Annotated in this window: 12 protein-coding genes, 1 tRNA gene and 2 pseudogenes; 9 read left to right on the forward strand and 6 right to left on the reverse strand. The window is 61.7% G+C overall.

Features of this window, described 5'->3' with window-relative positions:
- Nucleotides 1–26 precede the first annotated feature (26 nt).
- The 3 genes from D0N36_RS10630 to pdxH all read right to left on the reverse strand — a co-directional run bounded on the left by D0N36_RS10630 (nucleotide 27) and on the right by pdxH (nucleotide 2764).
- Nucleotides 27–620: a Maf family nucleotide pyrophosphatase gene (locus D0N36_RS10630; RefSeq protein WP_190242620.1), complete on the reverse strand. Its 594-nt coding sequence runs from the start codon at nucleotides 618–620 to the stop codon at nucleotides 27–29.
- Between the two features lie 22 nt (nucleotides 621–642).
- Nucleotides 643–1965, reverse strand: coding sequence for a DUF1015 domain-containing protein (locus tag D0N36_RS10635; protein WP_116941374.1), 1323 nt, complete (start codon nucleotides 1963–1965; stop codon nucleotides 643–645).
- Nucleotides 1966–2110: 145 nt separating this feature from the next.
- Entirely contained in the window at nucleotides 2111–2764 is a 654-nt protein-coding gene (gene pdxH / locus D0N36_RS10640; protein ID WP_116941375.1) for a pyridoxamine 5'-phosphate oxidase, read from the reverse strand.
- A 240-nt stretch (nucleotides 2765–3004) separates the two neighbouring features.
- Between pdxH and D0N36_RS10645 the strand changes: the two genes are divergently transcribed.
- The 4 genes from D0N36_RS10645 (at nucleotide 3005) to D0N36_RS10660 (ending at nucleotide 6321) form a co-directional block, all read left to right on the forward strand.
- A complete protein-coding gene (locus D0N36_RS10645; RefSeq protein ID WP_116941376.1) occupies nucleotides 3005–3571 on the forward strand; it encodes a YqgE/AlgH family protein in 567 nt (188 codons plus the stop codon).
- A 194-nt stretch (nucleotides 3572–3765) separates the two neighbouring features.
- Nucleotides 3766–3981, forward strand: coding sequence for a hypothetical protein (locus D0N36_RS10650; RefSeq protein WP_116941377.1), 216 nt, complete (start codon nucleotides 3766–3768; stop codon nucleotides 3979–3981).
- A 135-nt stretch (nucleotides 3982–4116) separates the two neighbouring features.
- Nucleotides 4117–6090 (forward strand): DUF349 domain-containing protein, encoded by a 1974-nt coding sequence (locus tag D0N36_RS10655; protein ID WP_116941378.1) that lies wholly within the window; start codon nucleotides 4117–4119, stop codon nucleotides 6088–6090.
- 158 nt (nucleotides 6091–6248) lie between these two features.
- Nucleotides 6249–6321, forward strand: a tRNA-Thr gene (locus D0N36_RS10660).
- Nucleotides 6322–6549: 228 nt separating this feature from the next.
- Here D0N36_RS10660 and D0N36_RS10665 read toward each other — a convergent pair.
- Genes D0N36_RS10665 through D0N36_RS10675 form a run of 3 tightly spaced genes read right to left on the reverse strand, consistent with a single transcriptional unit; the run spans nucleotide 6550 to nucleotide 10316 of the window.
- Complete coding sequence (locus D0N36_RS10665) at nucleotides 6550–7797, reverse strand: radical SAM protein (protein ID WP_190242621.1); 1248 nt, start codon at nucleotides 7795–7797, stop codon at nucleotides 6550–6552.
- Between the two features lie 5 nt (nucleotides 7798–7802).
- Nucleotides 7803–9494 (reverse strand): hypothetical protein, encoded by a 1692-nt coding sequence (locus tag D0N36_RS10670; RefSeq protein ID WP_190242622.1) that lies wholly within the window; start codon nucleotides 9492–9494, stop codon nucleotides 7803–7805.
- A 12-nt stretch (nucleotides 9495–9506) separates the two neighbouring features.
- Nucleotides 9507–10316 (reverse strand): hypothetical protein, encoded by an 810-nt coding sequence (locus D0N36_RS10675; protein ID WP_147320834.1) that lies wholly within the window; start codon nucleotides 10314–10316, stop codon nucleotides 9507–9509.
- A gap of 441 nt (nucleotides 10317–10757) precedes the next feature.
- Between D0N36_RS10675 and D0N36_RS10680 the strand changes: the two genes are divergently transcribed.
- From D0N36_RS10680 to D0N36_RS10700, 5 genes and pseudogenes are all read left to right on the forward strand, one after another.
- Nucleotides 10758–11753, forward strand: coding sequence for a helix-turn-helix domain-containing protein (locus D0N36_RS10680; RefSeq protein WP_116941380.1), 996 nt, complete (start codon nucleotides 10758–10760; stop codon nucleotides 11751–11753).
- A gap of 106 nt (nucleotides 11754–11859) precedes the next feature.
- Nucleotides 11860–12290 (forward strand): annotated as a pseudogene (locus D0N36_RS19605) (transposase); the annotation flags it as partial.
- 175 nt (nucleotides 12291–12465) lie between these two features.
- Entirely contained in the window at nucleotides 12466–12714 is a 249-nt protein-coding gene (locus D0N36_RS19610) for a Crp/Fnr family transcriptional regulator (RefSeq protein ID WP_242478879.1), read from the forward strand.
- 549 nt (nucleotides 12715–13263) lie between these two features.
- A pseudogene (locus D0N36_RS10695) lies at nucleotides 13264–14706 on the forward strand (cbb3-type cytochrome c oxidase subunit I).
- Nucleotides 14684–15721 (forward strand): cbb3-type cytochrome c oxidase subunit II, encoded by a 1038-nt coding sequence (locus D0N36_RS10700; protein WP_116941383.1) that lies wholly within the window; start codon nucleotides 14684–14686, stop codon nucleotides 15719–15721. The pseudogene D0N36_RS10695 and the gene D0N36_RS10700 overlap by 23 nt, the downstream one beginning before the upstream one ends.
- Nucleotides 15722–15747: the final 26 nt, after the last annotated feature.

Consider the following 15747-nt stretch of genomic DNA (forward strand, 5'->3'; position numbering starts at 1 on the left):
GCTTATGTAACCCCTATCTCACTACTTCAGACCACCCCAAACGCCGCCAGCTCTTCCCAGACGCGGTGGACAGGCAGGCCCATGACGTTGAAGTAGGAGCCTTCGAGGCGGGTGATGGCCACCATGCCAATCCAATCCTGGGCGCCGTAGGAGCCGGCTTTGTCGAAGGGCTGGTAGTGGCGGACGTAGTGCTCGATTTCGGCGGTGGTAAGCGGGCGGAAGTGCACCCGGGTTTCGTCGGCGAAGACCACCTGGCGGCCGTCGGCGGCCAGCAGGCAGACGCCGGTGTACACCTCGTGGGCGCGGCCCTGCAGGCGCTGGAGCATGGCGACGGCCTCCGCTTCGTCGGCGGGCTTGTTGAGCACGTCGTCGTCGAGGCAGACTATGGTGTCGGCCGTGAGCACGATTTCGCCGGGAGCCAGGCCGGGAGCGTAGGCGGCGGCTTTGTGGGCGGCCAGGTACTCGGCAATTTCGGCCCGGCGCAGGTGGTCGGGAAAGCTCTCATCCACTTCCAGCAGCCGGATTTCGTAGTCCAACCCCAAATCGGAGAGCAGCTGGCGGCGGCGCGGCGAGCCGGAGGCCAGCACCAGCCGCGGCCGGGTCGCAGGGGAGGTATTCAACGCAGAAGCAGACAAATCAGAATCAGACACGGAAAACGTCGGTAAACGGGGCGCTGGTTTCCGCCTCGGCAATGCTGCTGAACAGGAAACCGCCAATGGTTTTGGGGAAGAAGAACGTGGATTTGGCCGGCATCACGGCCCCCGAGTGGCATACGCGCTCCACTTCGACCATGCTCACCTCGTTGGTGATAAAGGCGGCCCGGGCCTCGCCCTTGTCTACGCGGGTAAGGCACTCGGGGAAGTTGCGCACGTAGGCAATGCCGGGCCACTGCCGCTGCGCATCAGAGCCCACGATGCCCAGGACCTTTTCGAGCACGAAGTAGTGCAGCACCGTCAGATCGAGGTTTTTGACTTCCGTGGTTGTGGGCCAATCCAGCTGGGCGTGCACTTCAGGACGAAGGCGGATTTTGTACACCTCCCCTTCCCCCAGATACAGCCCGAAAGCCCACTGCTTGCCGGCAATGCGTTCGGGCAGATCGTAAGGGTCGTCGAGGGTGAGCACGGTAAAGTAGGGCTCCAGACGGGCCAGCAGCTCGGCCGCGCTGCCGATGCCGGGCAGGTCGAGTAGCAGCCGGTGGGTGGGCAGAATGCGCAGATCGTCAGCCGCCGCGTTGGTCAGGTACATGAGATGGAAATTCCAGGCCTCGTGGCCGGTGTAGGCCGCTCCGGCCGCCGCCCGGCGGGCCTGGCGGTAGGCCAACGAGCCTTCGTAGCGGTGGTGGCCATCGGCCAGAATCACCTCACGGGCCGCCAGCACGCGCTGGAAATGGCGGATTACGTCGGCATCTTGGATAACAGCCAGCACGTCGCGGGCGCCCTGATAGTCCTCCTCGGTTTCGTAGAGCGGGCTGCGCATGGCCTCATCTAGGTAGGGCTCCAGGTCGAAATCATCGTCGCGGTACAGGCCGTGGGTGGCGCTGGACTGAAATTCGGTGCGGGCCAGCAGCTCGGCCCGGTCACTGACGGCGGCGGGCAGGGTGCTTTCGTGGCGCAACACTACATTCTCATCCCAATCAGTAGCCTTAATGTGGCACATGAAGCCCTTGCGGCAATATTCGCGGGAGCTGCCCGGCAGCCGGAAATACTGGTAGTACACGTAGATGCCCGGCAGCTCATCCTGCTGCAGCACGCCGGCCTGCTCCCACTCGCGCAGCCGCGCCAGGGCCTGCCCGGCGGGGTCGTCGCCGCGGGGCACCGAAAGATGGATGCTGTTGAGCGGGTTCTGATAAAGCGCCTCCCGCTGCCGGGGCGACACCACATCGAAGAGCGGCGACACGAGCCGGTCAATCTGGGAACGTAATCTGGGCCCGTAGCGCCAGCCCCGGACAGGTTGAATTTCAGCCAATCTTCTTTCGTGCTTAATTAATAGGTGATAGAGCTTCGTGCTTAGTTGATAGCGCTTTGTACTTAGTCAGTAGTGCTTAGAGTATTATCTCAATCATCGTAATTGAACGTTCTAAACTCTACCAACTAAGCATGAAGCGCTACAATCAGGGGGCCAAGCGGTTGAGGTGCCACTGGCCGGCGGCGGTGCGCTCGTACACGATGCGGTCGTGCAGGCGCGAGGGGCGGCCCTGCCAGAACTCGACGCGGTGGGGCCGTAGCAGGTAGCCACCCCAGTGCACGGGGCGCGGCAACGGCTCCTGGCCTTCAAATCGAGCCTCAATATCCTGCTCACGCTGCTCCAGGGCTTCGCGGCTGGCAATGGGCTGGCTCTGGGGCGAGGCCCAGGCACCAATTTGGCTGCTACGCGGGCGGCTCTGGAAGTATTCGGTCGAGTCAGCTTCGGAGGCCTTTTCAACCCGGCCTTCGATGCGGACCTGCCGTTCGAGGCCGGGCCAGAAGAACGTGAGAGCCGCCAGCGGGCTGCCGGCCAGTTCCCGCCCTTTGCGCGAGTCGTAGTTGGTGAAGAACAGGAAGCCTTCGTCGGCGGGCAGGCCCTTGAGCAGCACGATGCGGGCGGCGGGCTGACCGGCGGCATCCACAGTGGCCAGGTTCATGGCCGTGGGCTCGTCGAGGCGGGCGGCCAGGGCTTCATCGAGCCAGGCGCGGAACTGGGCCACCGGCTTGGGCCGCACGTCGGCCTCGGTGAGGGTGCGCTGGGAATAGGTCTGGCGCAAATCGGCCAGCTGCTGGTCGTTCATCTTAGGAGCTGTTAGCGGAGAGCTATTAGCTGGTAGCGTTGAACTGGCAGCTCTTGAACAGAAGCCAACAGCTAATAGCTCTCCGCTAACAGCTCATGTAAAACAAAGGTAGTACAATGCGGCGGGGCCGAAACCCTGGGCAGCCCGCGGGCCGTAAGAACAATTCCAGCCCCCACTGTTCCCGGCATCTTTCCCAAAAAAAGCCAACAGCTATCAGCTAAAGGCTAACAGCTTAACCCAATGGCCCGACTTCGCCCTGGCAACCTGCTTATTTCCCAGCCCTTTCTGGGCGACCCCAACTTCGAGCGTAGCGTGGTACTGCTGTGCGCGCACTCCGAAACCGAAGGCTCGTTCGGGCTTGTGCTCAACCGCCCGGCTAACCTGCACCTCTCCGACGTACTGACGCTGCCCAGCGACGAGGCCCTGCCCGCGGCGGCCACACCGCTGGGGGTAGGCGGGCCCGTCGAACCCAACACGCTGCACTTTGTACACCAGCGCGCCAGACTGCCCGATGCCGTGGCGCTGGGCGGGGGCGTGTACTGGGGCGGCGACTTCGGCCGGCTGCTGGAACTGCTCATCAAGGGCGAGCTGACACCCGCCGAAGTACGACTGTTTGTAGGCTATTCGGGCTGGGCCAACGGGCAGCTGGCCGACGAGGTGCGCGAGAAAGTATGGATTGTGGAGCCCGATGCTGCCGCGAAAGTGTTTACTTTGACTAACGATGCCTTTTGGCAGGCCATTTTGCGCGAGAAGGGCGGCCGCTACCGGATGCTTTCCAACTACCCCACCGACCCAAGTTTAAACTAAGCTGTTAGCTGACAGCCAGTAGCTGATAGCTTTTTGTTCAACAACCGACGATAAGCGCCCGTTCAGACGTAGATTTCTGTAAACCCAGCCATAGAGAGCCACCCATAACAAGAGCTAACAGCTGTCAGCTACTGGCTAACAGCTAAATTCAACCACTGTGCCCCGCCCGCTGCGGGGAGTTTTCGCCGACCCTTATGCATCCCGACCAACCGACCCCCACCGGCGCTTCCGGCGCTGACGCCAACGCCGAATCGCCCCAGCAGATTCTGGCCCGCCGCCTGGCGGAGCTAGCCGCCGACCAGCCCGCCGCGACTGACGTGGCCGCCGACGACATTACCGAGCAGCCCGCCCAGGGAACTACGCCCCTGCCCACCGACCAGCCAGCCGGTGCCGGCACGGCCGAGCCATAGGCCGCCGCCACGGAAACGGCGGAAGCCACGCACGCCGCCGCCGACCAGCCCAACACGCCTCCCGCCACTGATAACCAGCTGCCCACCAGCGTACCGCTGCCCCCCGCGCCTACTGCCACCGAGCCCCCGGCCGAAATGCCCGAGCCCAATAACGCGCCCGACCTGGCAGCCGAAGCTACCAGCGCAGAAGCGCCGCACGTAACCCCCGTGGTAGACGTGCCGGCCGGCGAAACCGTGGCCGAAGCGCTGGAAGCCACGCCCGGCGTCGGCTCGCTGCCCACTTCGTCTGATTCTCCGGCCAGCCCCGGCACTACCACCACCGCCCACCAGCCCGCCGCTCCGGCTCTGCCCGACCCGGCCGCTTCTGCGCCCGATGCGAAGGCTCAGTCAGAGGAATCTACAGTCGATTTCGATAGCCTCGATCTGGGCAGCCAAGCGGCCCACCTGCGTGGATTGATGGGGCAGTCCAACGCCGGCAAGAAGCGCCAGTCCATCACCGACCTCTACCGCCGCTACGAAACCGGCTTGAAGGCCGACCGCGCCGACCAGCGCCGGCTGTTTGTGGAAGCCGGCGGAACGGCTGAGAATTTCGCCTCGACCGACCCCGCGGGCCACCAGGAGCTGCAGCAATCCTACCAGGAGTTCCGCGCCAGCAAGGTGCGCGATGCCAAAGCTGAGGACGAGCAGCGTGGCAAGAATCTGGCCCACAAGCAGGAGCTGCTCACGCAGCTACGCCAGCTGGTGGAGTCGGCCGAGACGGAGGACAGTTCAGCCCGCATCAAGAGTCTGCAAAGCGACTGGAAGAACACCGGTCCGGTGCCCCAGACCGACTCGCAGGAACTCTGGAACAGCTACCACGCGCTGCTCGACATCTATTACAACAACCGCGGCCTTTTCTTCGAGATGAAGGAGCTGGACCGCCGCCGCAACCAGGAAGCCAAGGAGGCGCTGAGTGTGCGGGCCGAGGCCCTGGCCGATCAGCCCAACATCAACAAGGCCACCCAGGAGCTGCGCCAGTTGCATGAGGAGTGGAAGCACATCGGGCCGGTGCCCAACGAGCAGCGCGAGCCACTGTGGCAGCGCTTCCTGCAGGCTTCGGAGCTGGTGCACGGCCGCCGGCAGGAGGCTTCGACGGTCCGCAACACCGAAGAAACCGCCAACCTGGAACGCAAAACGGCCCTGCTGGAGCAGCTTACGCCCTTCGGCGAGTTCGAAACGGAGCGCGTGAACGAGTGGCGCAGCAAAACTGACGAGCTGCAGCAGCTGAAGCAGCAGTGGGATGCCGCCGGCCTGGTGCCCCGCAAGCAGGCCGAGCAGGTAAACAAGCAGTTCTGGAGCGCCTACAAAGGCTTTTTCCAGAAGAAGAATCAGTTCTTCAAAGCCCTTGATGAGGAGAAAAGCACGAACCTGAAGCGCAAGCTCGAAATGTGTGAGCAAGCTGAAGCCGCCCTCCAGAGTCCCGATTGGGAAGCCAGCCGCCAGACCGTTATTCAACTGCAGAAAGAGTGGAAGCTGGTGGGCCGGGTACCCGAGAAGCAGTCGGACAAGATCTGGAAGCGTTTCCGTACCGCCTGCGACGCCTTTTTCGACCGCAAGAAAGAGGAAGGCCGTCAGCGCGAGCAGCAGGTGCAGCAGCTCAGCGAAGACCAGACCAACCACTTGGCCACCGTCGCTGAAACCATTGCCGGCCTCTCGGCCGAGCAGCCCGGTACGCTGGAGGGTTTCCGCGAGCAGGTAGCCGGCTGGCGCGCCTTCGACGGAGCCACCCGGCCTCAGGCCGAGGATCGGTTCCAGAAGCTGATGACCCAGTACCTCACCCAGGTGCCCGACCTGGCCTACCAGGACCGTACCGACCTGCTCTTCAGCCTGCAGGTAGAGCGCCTCAAGGCCTCGCCCGACTCCCAGCAGCTGCTCTATAAGAAAGAGCAGGCCCTGCGCCGGGAAATCAGCGAACTGGAAAACGACATCTCGACCCTGCAGACCAACCTGGAGTTCTTCGCCCGCTCGAAAAACGCCGCCCAACTCCGCCAGGAGTACCAGAGCCGCGTGGATGAGGCCCAGAGCCGTATTGAAAGCCTGAAGCGGCAGTTAAAAGCCGTGCGCAGCTAGGCCATAGCAGTATTGAAGTAGATAAAAACACCCCGCTGCTTAGGTAGTGGGGTATTTTTATTTTCCGGGTAGTTAGGCAGTTAGTACAGCGAATCGGGAAAATTCAGCCGATTGCTTGGCAGGTTCACAAGCAAGGCCTACTTTTGTGCCACTTCCCCGCCTCCTTAGCTCAGCTGGTAGAGCAACTGACTTGTAATCAGTAGGTCGTTGGTTCGATCCCGACAGGAGGCTCACGTATTTAATCCCGGAACGCCCGGAAAGTCGCTCATCTGGCAACAGAAGCGGTTTTCCGGGCGTTTTGCGTCTAGCAGGAGAAACTGTTTCGTCCGGCAACGCTACCAATCGTCTGAAGATAAGTAGCAACTAAAGTCTTGCCCTGAAGGGCATAGCTTCAACTGGTGTACTTGAAAAATGAATACAGTTGTTTCCATACCAACGCTGAGTAGCCGGGGCATCCAGTCAAATTGCCGTGGGATGAAACAGCTGGCACCCGTTGGCACGCACCTGGTTCATGCCTTCGTCCAGCGAACCACACAAGGCGCTGCCGCTCTTTTTCTGGCAGAACGGGCAGGCGTGCAAGTCACCGTCGGTATCGACGTACAGGAACCGGTCGGCGGCGCCGCTGCAGCCCAGGCGGCGCTGGTGGTAGCCGTAGTAGGTAACGATGGGCCAGTCGTGGCAGGCCGGGCTGAAATTCAGCAGCTCGTAAAAAGCATCGAGCAAGGCGGTCTGCGTGGCACTCAAAGATACTTCCTGCGCGGCGTAGTGGCCTACGGCCCGCGGCTCCAGCAGCTGAATGAAGGCCACCCCGAGCTGCCGCGCCAGCCGGGCATAACGCAGCAAGTTGGCCGCCGTGGTGAATTCCTTGGTGACGCATACGGCCAAGTTCACTACCAGCCCGGCTTGCTGCGCGTAGGTGGCCGCCTGAATAGCGTTTTCGAAAGCCTTATCGGACCCTCGGAAGCGGTTGTGGAACTCGGGCACGTAATGGTCGAGGCTGATGGAAACGCCTGTCAGGCCGGCTTGCTTCAGCTTCAGCGCGTTGGCGCAGGTGAAGTTGAAGCCCGAGGTAATCACCCAGAAATCGGTGCCGGGCCGGGCGGCGGACAGCACTTGCAGTAGGTCGTGCACGCGCACCATGGGCTCGCCGCCGCTGAAGAAAATCTGGGTTACCTGCTTGTCCTGGAACCGGGCCACCAGGGCGTGGAGGTCAGCCAGCGTGAGGGATTCCTTTTGGTTCAGGGCTTCCCACTCAAAGCAATGCTCGCAGGCCAACGGGCACTTTTTGGTGATGGCCAGAAACACCATGTTCAGCGTGTTTTGCTCGGCCCGAAACGGTACCAAGCGGTTGATGGCCGTGCCGATGTAGGACGTGTACGCCGCCGACGGCCAGCCCGGGCTATGGTAGCCCCGGTAGTAGCGCCCGGCTACGCAGGCCACCTTGCGCGGCACAAACGCGCCGAAGTACTCCCGCCGCCGCTCCTCAAGTAGCGCCAGCGCCTGCCGCACCTTGTCTGGCCGACGTAGAAACCGCAGCAGCAGGCCCGCTTCTACCAGCGTAAAAAGGGCCTTCAGCAGCTTCTTTTTCAGGGGTGAAGCCAGCACGGTGGGCCGTAGGGTGGGCACCGCCACCGGGCGGGTGGCCACCGGAGCGGGCCGGAGTGCCGCACTCAGCACGGGCAGCGGCAAGAGCGTAGATGTTTCCATAACAATCAACGGTTCAGGGCGGTGAGGTTGAGCTGCCGGGCGGTTTCGTAATACCGTTCCTGCGAGAATTCCATGAAGCGGCCGGGCTTGCGGAATCCGTAGAGTTCCGGTAGGTTCGGCAGGCCCTCGTAGTGGCGAATGTGCTCGTAGTAGCCCTTGGTGCGCAGAAACACACTGCGGCCGGGCTGCGTGGTGGGCGCTTCCAGCCGGGACTGGTAACTCAGCGTCACTTCCATGCCGGGATGGGGCTGCTGCAGGTACTGGGCATCGTCGGCCGCGAGGTTGCCGGCCTGGTCCAGACCGTGCTCGTCGAGGGCAGTTTGGGGGCGGCATTTTTCCAGGGTGAAGGGCTGGTCCGGGGTGGCATCCAGGGCGGCGTAGTCTACCTCCCAAAACATGAACCCCGCCTCCAGCTTCACCCGCACCGGGCCGGGGGGCACGTTGGTCAGGTCGAGTGGCACCACCAGGTCGCGGGCAGCCAGCGGGCCGACCAGGGGAATGTTTTCGACCAGCCGCCAGCCCTGGGTGGTTGCCACATACACCTTCAGCGGCATGCCCTGGTCGCGCATCCATTGGTTGATGGTGGCGGCGGGGAGCTGCTTTTCCCTTGAGGCCCAATGGGTGTAGTAGGAGCCGAATTTCTTAGCAAATTCACCGTAGAGGTAATCGAGCCAGAGTGAGTTTTTGGCTCGCAGCACCAGCTTGGCCGTGCGGGCCGCTGCGGGCCGGGCAAATGCGAGGGTGATGTTCCGAACGGCAGTACCCGCCAGCTCTTCATTGAACAGAAAAGCGTTGTGGTCGGCCGCAGCCAACTGCTGGGCGCAGTCCGCACCGGCCAACGACACGGCGCTTATGGCCAATTGCGGGCGGGCGACGGTGTGCACGCCGCCGTGCTGGTCCAGCAGCACCTGCGTGTTGGCCGGGTGCGCCACTACCCACAGCTCAGCCAGATTGGTATACTGCCGCTCCCGCAACTCGTTGGTGAGCTTGAGGCGATACTGCTGACTTTGCGGCTCAATGCCGGGCAGCGGCAGGTAGTCGTCGCGCTCCAACGGGGCGAAAATGGCGCCCCCGTAGGCCTCACCCACAAAATGGTAATTCTGGCCATCATAGGCATACACAAACGGGCAGGAGCTCTTGAGCAGCAGCGCGATAATGCCCACGATGACGAACACGGCCGCCGCAATGCCCAGCCCCACCAGCAGGTAGGAAGCAGTGGTGCGGCCAGTATCTTTTTCCACCAGGTCGAGGCGCTGTACGGCCGCCAGCGGAATGCGCACCAGCTGGCCAGGGCTTTCCTGGTGCTCGGAAATATAGAGGTGCACCACGTTGAGGACCACGTTCTTATCTAGCACATTGTAGCGGGCCGAGGTACCGCCCACGGGTGGCTGGCTGTGCTGCGCTAGTTGCATATAGGGCGCAGCTTTCACTCCTTCCAATACCTCTCCGTTGAAACGCGGGCTGACCAGCTGCCAGGTTTCGGCGCCCTGGTGCACCACAAACACCTTGGAATCGGCCAGGGTGGTGAGCGTGGGGGCAGTTACAGCCTGGTTGCGGGTGTAGTAGTAGCTGCAGCTGAGATGGAGTGGCAGCAGCGCCACCAGCAGGAGCCAGGCGATGCCCCGCATCACCTTCGGCCGCCGGAACAAGCGTAGCATGCTCCCCCGCAGGCGAGCAAGAAGCAGCAGGTTTTTCATGGGGCAGGGGGGTTAAAATTGATAGCCAAAGCCGAGGTTGACGGCGATTTTGAAGTCGCTGCCGGCCAATTCCTCGGTATCCAGGTTTTTGTGGTCTTTGTCGAGCACCTTGGTTTGCCACCCGATGCCGCCTTCGCCCGTGAACACGCACCGCTTACCCACCTGGTACCGCACGCCGTTGTTGAGCAGCAGGGCAACATGTTCACCCACCGCGTCCTCGTAGCGGTACACTTTGCCCAGATTCAGGCCAAAAAAGTCCGCCTCGCCCATGTATTGCTCTCCCGAGCGGTAGCGGAACCGCCCGTACTGCAAAGCGGGACCGAAGAAGTAGCGAAACCGGGCGGGCGGCCCCGTATAGAAGTTAAGCTCCAACCCGGTTCCGAAGAATTTATTGCTCTGATAATAACCCCAGGAACTGCTCTGGTAAACGACCCAGGAATAATAGTTTTCGGCCCGGGCGTGGACCAGCTTCAGCGTAAGCGGCACTTTTAGCCCCACCCGACGCCGGGAGCCAAACAGGTGTTCGTAGGTGAGCGTGGCGTTGATTGAGAGTAAATCTACCGGCCGGATGCCCACTACGTTGCGGCCCAGGTTCACCGGCTTTCGCTCCTTCAGAACACTCAGTCGCTTCGGCACAACTGAAGCAAAATTCTGCTGAGTGCCATTGTGGTAGCGGATATACCGAACATAATCGGTACTGATGATGGTTATGGAGCTATCGGGCCCGGTCCAATGCTGGTAGGAGATGGCCGTGGCCTTCACGGCCAGCACCCGCGCCTCGATGCGGGTATCGTTGATGCACACAATGATGTCTTGCGCCAAGCTGTGTTCCGGATTGCCCAGGCCAGCCAGCAACAGGCCGCAAAGAGCCAATGCCCGACGGCAATGCCCCCATGCGGCCGAACTGCTCAGAAGTAAAATTGCTTGCACGATTTCCTGGTGTTAGGCGGAAGAATGAGCATTGAAATAGAGCTGATTGCGGCCGGGCCGAAGTACTTTCCGGCCTGCCCGGTTTCCACAGCAGTTCGCTTGTTAATATTCTTGTTTATAAATACTATATATTAAAGATATAATTGCGCTTTCCCAATTCCTAATGGCCAAAAATGCCTGTATAGCAGCTTTTTGCAAAAACCCATTAACTAACCGGCAGGGTGATGACCCTGGCAGGCTTTTGCGCCAAGGAGCCCGGTAGTCGCGCGGACCTGTAGTAGTTTCTGCAAATAATTTGCGCCTCTTTTGCCGCTTCCCCTAAAATCAACAGGCATGAATCCAACCACTACGCAAAGCCAGTTCTTTCAATTGGTGAAAAGCCAGCTGCCGCCCCACAAGGCCTTGGTGGATGAGGTTGCCAACCTGCTCGGCATCAGCAACGACAGCGCCTACCGCCGCATTCGGGGCGATAAGCCGCTGGCCATCGACGAGTTGGGCAAGCTGGCAGCGCACTTCCACATCTCGCTCGACCAGCTGCTGAACCTGCCCAGCAACGCCCTTATTTTCACGGGTAAGCCCCAGGCCGCTGTTACAAAAACTTTGGAGGGCTGGCTCACTAATATGCTCGGCCAGCTGCAGCTCATGAACAGCTTCGGCCACCGGCACCTCTACTATCTGCTCAAGGATATTCCGCCGTTCTACCACTTCCAGATTCCGGAACTGGCCGAGTTCAAGATGTTTTTCTGGATGAAATCCATCCTGCACTACGACAGCCTCAAAGGCGTGCGCTTCCGTTTCGGCGACCCGCACTACCAAGACTGCTACCCTATCTGCCAGCGCATCGTGCAGCTGTATAGCCAGCTGCCAACCACCGAAATCTGGAACGTGGAAAGCCTGAACAGCACCCTGCGGCAAATAGCCTTCTACCGCGAGTCGGGGGCTTTCGCTACCCCCTCCGATGCCCAGCTGCTCTACCAGAAAGTGGAAGAGCTCATCGGGGCCATTGAATACCAAGCTGAATTAGGGGTAAAGTGCATTCTGCGCCAACCCGGCAGCCCGGCGTTGCCCTACCGCCTCTTCGTGAATGAACTCATTCTGGGCGACAACACCCTGTTGGTTGAGCTGGACAACATCCGCTTTACTTATCTTAACCACAGCGTGCTGCACTTTCTGGGCACGCGCGACGAAGGGTTCAACGATTTTATGTTTGCCAACCTCGAAAACCTAATAAAAAAGTCTACTCTCATTAGTGATGTGGGCGAAAAGGAGCGCAACCAGTTCTTTAATGCCCTGCGCCGGAACATTCACCAGCGGGCCCAGGCCTTTTAAAGGACAGCAAGCCTACCTGCTTCAACTCTGGTTAGGCGCGTTTGGGCTGCCTGAATCATCCTTTTGGCAAACTAAAAGGATACATCTGGGCGAGGCAGTCTAGAGGCTGTTATGGCCTGGTGCGTTAAATCAGGGATATGACCAGCAAGTCGGGTACCCCAGTGATGTAACGGATGCAGAATGGGCCTTTGTGGCGCCATATCTGGCCTTGGTACGAGAGGATGACCCGCAACGGCAGCATTCGTTGCGCGCTGTTCAATGCCGTGCGCTACCTGGTCAAAACCGGCTGTGGTTGGCGCTACCTGCCGCACGACCTGCCGCCCTGGTCGGCCGTCTACCAGCAGGGGGCGCGTTGGCGCGACAACCGCTGTTTCGAACATCTGCTGGCCGATTTGCGCGAACTGGCCCGCTAACTGGCCGGTCGTGCTGGCCGGTCGTGCAGCCAAGCCTACTGCTGTCATGCTGGACGCGCGCACGATTCAGAGCACGCCCGAAAGCGGGACGCGGGCGGGCTACAATGGCGCTAAACGGCGCAAAAGCCCGGTTACTCCCCGGCGGTGGGCAAAACCGCCTCTTTAAGCTTGCTCAGCAGCAACGCCGCCATGGGCTCGCCCTCGGGCAGGCCTTGCTGCTGCGCAACCTCGAGGTGGGCCAGCAGTTTGTGCGGCTGCTGGCGGGCCAGGTAAGCGGGCAGGCCGAGCTGCTGCTGGCCATGGCCTACAGCTCCATCCGCCGCCGCGTGGCCGACACGCTGGTGCAGCTGCACGAGCAGCAGGCCGGCACCGAAGCCGCCGCCGCGGGCATCCAGCTCACCCGCGACGATATGGCCGCTATGGTGGGCACGGCCCCCGAGTCGCTGAGCCGCACGCTCAACGAGTTCAAGCACGACGGCCTGATTGCGCTGACGCCCAACACCATTCGGGTACTGGAACCCGAGAAGTTGCGCCAGGCGCACTGGTAAGCCGAGCGCTTAAACGGCAGTTGACAAAAGTCATCCATTGGGTTGAGATTTATCATATCAGGAATTTGCAAGGGCTGGTAGCTTTGAACCTGACTGAGTAAGCGCCGCTTCCCGGCGTTTATCTGGCTTCATTTTACCAGGTGATTCGATGAAAAACCTGCCATTTGGCATGGCCGGCCCCGCCAGCCTGCTGCTTGGGCTGCTACTGGCCGGCGGCCGGGGGCTCTGCTGGCCCAGTCGGCCACTCCCGCCGAAGGGCCGATGCTCACGCAACCCGCCGTGCTGGGTATGCTGGCGCTGCTGCTCGTCATTGTTATCGGGGCCGCCATTGTGCTGGTGTCGCGCGTGGCCTCGCTGGTGCGCGGCAACCAGCCGCCTTCCACCGAAAACGAAGCCGGCCGCTTCGATGAGACGGTGACCAACCTCTCGCCCGAGCAACTGGCGGTTATCGTGGCCCGGGAGAAGGCGCAGCATTTTGGCCTGCAGGGTGCGGAGCTGGGCAGCAACAACCCAGCCCGCGACCCGCAGGGGCTGGTGCGGCACGTCGAGATGGACGTGCATTCGCCCTGGCTGCACGAAAAACGGTCGGTGGCCCGCCTCGACAACCTCGACCCCAAGCTGGTGCGCCTCGTGTCGGCGTATCTGCTGTGCGCGGCCTTCTGGCTGGTGCTGGGCACTTTGGTGGGCTGGTACGCGGGCGTCAAATTCGTAGCGCCTGACGTGGACCACGTGGCCGCGCTGTCGTTTGGGCGGCTGCGGCCAGTGCATACCAATATGGTGTTCTGGGGCTGGACTTCGCTGGCCATGCTGGGGCTGGGCTACTTTGTGGTGGCGCGCACCAACAACACGCCTTTATTCAGCTTTAAATTGGGCTGGTGGACGCTTTGGCTGATAAACGCCAGCGTGGTGCTGGGCACGGCCTGTTTGATGGCGGGCATCAACAACGGCGGCGGCGAGTACCGCGAGTACATCTAGCCCGTGGCGCTGCTGTTTGCCGTGGGCGTGATTCTGGCGCTGGCTAACTTCTACCAGACCGTGGCGGCCCGCACCACCGAAGAGTTCTACATCTCGAACTGGTACATCCTGGGCGCGACGGTCTGGGGCATCGTGCTCACGGTGGTGACCTACCTGCCGGGGTACCAGAACGGGATGGGCGAAACCATCATTCAGGGCTACTACATGCATATGGGCGTGGGCATGTGGTTCATGACCTTCACGCTGGGCCTGATGTACTATTTTCTGCCCATGTCGCTCAATAAGCCCATTTATTCCTACTCGTTGGGGGTGCTGGCCTTCTGGACGCAGCTGCTGTTTTACTCGCTCATCGGCACCCACCACTACATTTTCAGCCCGCTGCCGTGGTGGCTCCAAACCATTGCCATTGTGTTCAGCGTGGGCATGATTATCCCGGTGCTGGCCGGCACCATCAACTTTCTGATGACCTTTAAAGGCGGCCGCAAGCGGGTGGGCGACTCCTACTCGCTGCCGTTTATGCTGCTGGGCGTGCTGTTCTATTTTGTGGGCTCGTTTCAGGGCTCGTTGCAGGCGCTGCGCTACACCAATCTGGTCTGGCATTTCACCGATTTCAACGTGGCCCACTCCCACATTACCATGTACGGTATTGTGGCCTTCATGCTCTGGGGCTGCATCTACACCCTGGCCCCCCGGCTGCAGGGCCGCGAGCCGCGGCAGGCGCTGGTGGGCGTGCACTTCTGGTTTGCGCTGGTGGGCCTGCTCGGCTACGCCATGTCGCTGATGATTGGCGGCACGCTGAAGGGTATGAGTTGGATGGCGGGCGAGCCGTTCATGCAATCGGTGGTCCTGATGGCCCCCTACTGGCTGTGGCGGGCTATTGGCGGCACATTTATGCTGCTGGCCCACTTCGTGTTTTTCTATAACCTGGTCGATATGCTGCGCCCCCGCAAGCCGGCTCCGGCGCCCCCCGTTACCACCCCCGAACCCCGCCCTCATGAAATCCTGGAGTCCGTATAAAAATCATCGCCTGTTCACGGGTACCGTTTTCGGGGTATTTGTGGGGCTCACGGTACTGATTGCCGTGCAGCCCGCCGCCCAGATTCAGGCCAACAACGCGCCCCTGCCCACTGCCGTGGCCCTCACGGCCGAGCAGCAGGCGGGCCTGCGCGTGTTTATTGGCGAGGGCTGCGTGGCCTGCCACACCCAGCAGGTACGCAACATCGACATGGACAAAACCTGGGGCGGCCGGCCGGGTATTCCGGCCGACTACGCCTGGCGCAAGCGCCTCGACGTGTGGCGGGCCACGCCCTCCACGCTGGGCTCGGAGCGCACCGGCCCCGACCTGACCGAAGTAGGCGAACGGCAGCCGAGCGACCTGTGGCACCTGCTGCACCTCTACCAGCCGCGCAGCGTGGTAAAAGAGTCCATCATGCCAGCCTTCCCATGGCTGTTTGAGGACAGCGTGGCCGGCACCCCGGCGGGCCTGGCCCTGAACATTCCGGCGGCCTGGCGCGAGCGGGGCAACCGGGCGACCATCGTGCCCACGCGCAAGGCGCAACATCTGGTGGCCTACCTGCTCTCGCTTAAGCAGGCGGAGCTGCCCACGGGCGAAGAACCCGCGTTTCTGGCCTTTTCAACGCCCGGAAACGCTCTGGGTGCGGCGGCCGGCGCGGCCCCGATGGCCGCACCCGGGGCGGCCGTCCTCCCCGACGGGGCGGCCCTCTACACCACCCATTGCCAGGCCTGCCATCAGGCTAATGGCGAAGGCCTGAAAGGCGCCTTCCCGCCCCTGAAAGGCAGTTCCGTAGTAAACGACAAGGACGCCACGCTTATGGTGAACATCATCCTGGAAGGCTACAATGCCCGCCCCGAATATGGCGTGATGCCCGGCTTCGCCGCCAAGCTGACCGACGCGGAAATTGCAGCCATCGTGAGCCACGAGCGTAGCAGCTGGGGCAACACCGCCGCCCCGGTCACTGCCGATTTCGTGAAGCAGCTCCGGGCTTTGGTGAAGCCGGTGGCTGCTCTTTAAAAGAACGCCATGCTTCGACTGCGCGG

It is taken from the genome of Hymenobacter lapidiphilus, from assembly GCF_003417065.2.
In the GTDB taxonomy this organism is placed as follows: Bacteria; Bacteroidota; Bacteroidia; order Cytophagales; family Hymenobacteraceae; genus Hymenobacter.

Excerpts from the sequence above, each read along its gene's own strand:
- pdxH (WP_116941375.1), bottom strand. The coding sequence starts at position 2,764 with ATGAACGACCAGCAGCTGGCCGATTTGCGCCAGACCTATTCCCAGCGC.
- D0N36_RS10645 (WP_116941376.1), top strand. The coding sequence starts at position 3,005 with ATGGCCCGACTTCGCCCTGGCAACCTGCTTATTTCCCAGCCCTTTCTG.
- D0N36_RS10650 (WP_116941377.1), top strand. The coding sequence starts at position 3,766 with ATGCATCCCGACCAACCGACCCCCACCGGCGCTTCCGGCGCTGACGCC.
- D0N36_RS10655 (WP_116941378.1), top strand. The coding sequence starts at position 4,117 with ATGCCCGAGCCCAATAACGCGCCCGACCTGGCAGCCGAAGCTACCAGC.
- D0N36_RS10665 (WP_190242621.1), bottom strand. The coding sequence starts at position 7,797 with ATGGAAACATCTACGCTCTTGCCGCTGCCCGTGCTGAGTGCGGCACTC.
- D0N36_RS10670 (WP_190242622.1), bottom strand. The coding sequence starts at position 9,494 with ATGAAAAACCTGCTGCTTCTTGCTCGCCTGCGGGGGAGCATGCTACGC.
- D0N36_RS10680 (WP_116941380.1), top strand. The coding sequence starts at position 10,758 with ATGAATCCAACCACTACGCAAAGCCAGTTCTTTCAATTGGTGAAAAGC.
- D0N36_RS19610 (WP_242478879.1), top strand. The coding sequence starts at position 12,466 with ATGGCCTACAGCTCCATCCGCCGCCGCGTGGCCGACACGCTGGTGCAG.
- D0N36_RS10700 (WP_116941383.1), top strand. The coding sequence starts at position 14,684 with ATGAAATCCTGGAGTCCGTATAAAAATCATCGCCTGTTCACGGGTACC.